This window comes from Gemmobacter sp. (assembly GCF_016792925.1).
GTDB lineage: Bacteria > Pseudomonadota > Alphaproteobacteria > Rhodobacterales > Rhodobacteraceae > Gemmobacter.
Genome location: NZ_JAEULU010000322.1, coordinates 1 through 1754 on the forward strand (window position 1 = coordinate 1; position 1754 = coordinate 1754).

The following is a 1754-nucleotide window of genomic DNA, read 5'->3' on the forward strand; positions in this document are numbered from 1 at the left end:
TCGTCGAACACGGCGCGGGCGGCCGGGTAGGCCTCGGCCAGGGCCTTGCCCGCGCCGATCTCCCAGAACTCGGTCACGCCCGCCTGTTCCATCCACAGCACGCTTTCACGCCAGCGCACCGAGCCGGTGACCTGCGCCACCAGCAGGTCGCGGATGCGGTCGGCCTCGGTCACCGCCTCGGCGCGCACATTCACCACAACGGGCAGGCTGGGGTTTTCGATATTCACCGCCGCCAGCGCCTCGGCCATCACATGCGCGGCGGGCTGCATCAGGGCGCAATGGAAGGGGGCGGAAACCGGCAGCAGCAGCGCGCGCTTGGCGCCCTTGGCCTTGGCGATCTCCACCGCGCGCTCCACCGCCCCCTTGTGCCCCGAGACCACCACCTGCGCGGGGTCATTGTCATTCGCGGCCTGGCAGACCTCGCCCTGCGCGGCCTCGCTGGCCACTTCGGTCGCGGTCTCGAAATCGAGACCCAGCAGCGCCGCCATGGCTCCCACGCCCACCGGCACCGCCTCTTGCATGGCCTGGCCGCGAATGCGCAGCAGCCGCGCCGTATCGCTGAGGCTCAGCGCCCCCGCCGCACAAAGCGCGGAATATTCGCCCAGGCTGTGACCGGCCACGAATTGCGCCTGGTCCAGCCCCATCCCCTCGGCCTCCAGCGCGCGCAGCGCGGCCAGCGAGGTCGCCATCAGCGCGGGCTGGGCGTTCTGCGTCAGCGTCAGCTCGGCAATATCCCCCTCCCAGATCAGCACGGAGAGCTTTTCGCCCAGGGCGTCATCCACCTCGTCGAACACGGCGCGGGCGGCCGGGTAGGCCTCGGCCAGGGCCTTGCCCATGCCGATGGTCTGGGCGCCCTGCCCGGGGAAAACGTATGCGCGGCTCATGGTTCCTCCGATCTGCTTTTCCAAGGGGATACAGGCTCGCACCGGCCCGTGCAATCGGCCCGCGCATGGCCCCGCCGCCCGGCGGGCTTTTGCCCAAGCCAGGGGGCGGGGCCTGAAATCCCTTGGAAATCAGGAACAAATCCAATACAATTCAATTGTTTAACCCGTATCAACAATCAGCCCGGAAACCTGTGCCATGCCCTTGATTATCGCCGAAAACCGCAACACTGAAGGCGACGGTTACCTGCTGTCTGGCAATGACGACATCGCTGTCGAGGCCGGAATCACCGTGCATTCCACCGCGGCCAGCGGCATTGCCACCTGGGCGGGGGCGCATGTCTTCACCATCAATGGCACGGTCGAGGGCTTTGACGACGGGGTGAAGATGCTCGGCACGACCGAGACCTGCACCGTGATCGTCAGCGCCACCGGCGTGATCGGCGCCTATGGCTCGGCCGATCCGGCGCATCAGTCGAACGGGGTGCTGTTGGATGGCATCCATTCCACCCTGAACAATGCCGGCCGCATCAACGGCGCCTATGCCGCCCTGACCGGGGTGATCACCGGCAATGTGGTGGTGGTGAACAGCGGCACCATGACCGGCGGCGTCTTTGGCATCAACGCGCCCTTCGGTCTGGGCAGCCTGCAACTGACCAATAGCGGCGCGCTGTCGGGGGAAACCGCGATCTATGGCGCCGCCGGGGTGGACAGCATCACCAACAGCGGCACCATCACCGGCGCGATCCAGCTGCGCGAGGGCCATGACAGCCTGCAAAATACCGGGCGCATCACCGGGGCCATCGACCTGGGCCTTGGCAATGACAGCTTCACCGATGCCGCCACCGCGATCATCAACAATGACTCGGTGCT

General features: G+C 66.9%; 2 protein-coding genes. One reads left to right on the plus strand and one right to left on the minus strand.

Going from position 1 to position 1754, the window contains the following annotated elements:
• On the minus strand, positions 1 to 884 hold an 884-nt coding region (fabD, locus tag JNN06_RS16025), incomplete at its 3' end, for an ACP S-malonyltransferase (RefSeq protein ID WP_291240597.1).
• Between the two features lie 196 nt (positions 885 to 1080).
• On the opposite strand from fabD, the gene JNN06_RS16030 reads away from it, so the two are divergent.
• The coding region (locus tag JNN06_RS16030; protein WP_291240598.1) for a hypothetical protein at positions 1081 to 1754 on the plus strand (674 nt) is incomplete at its 3' end.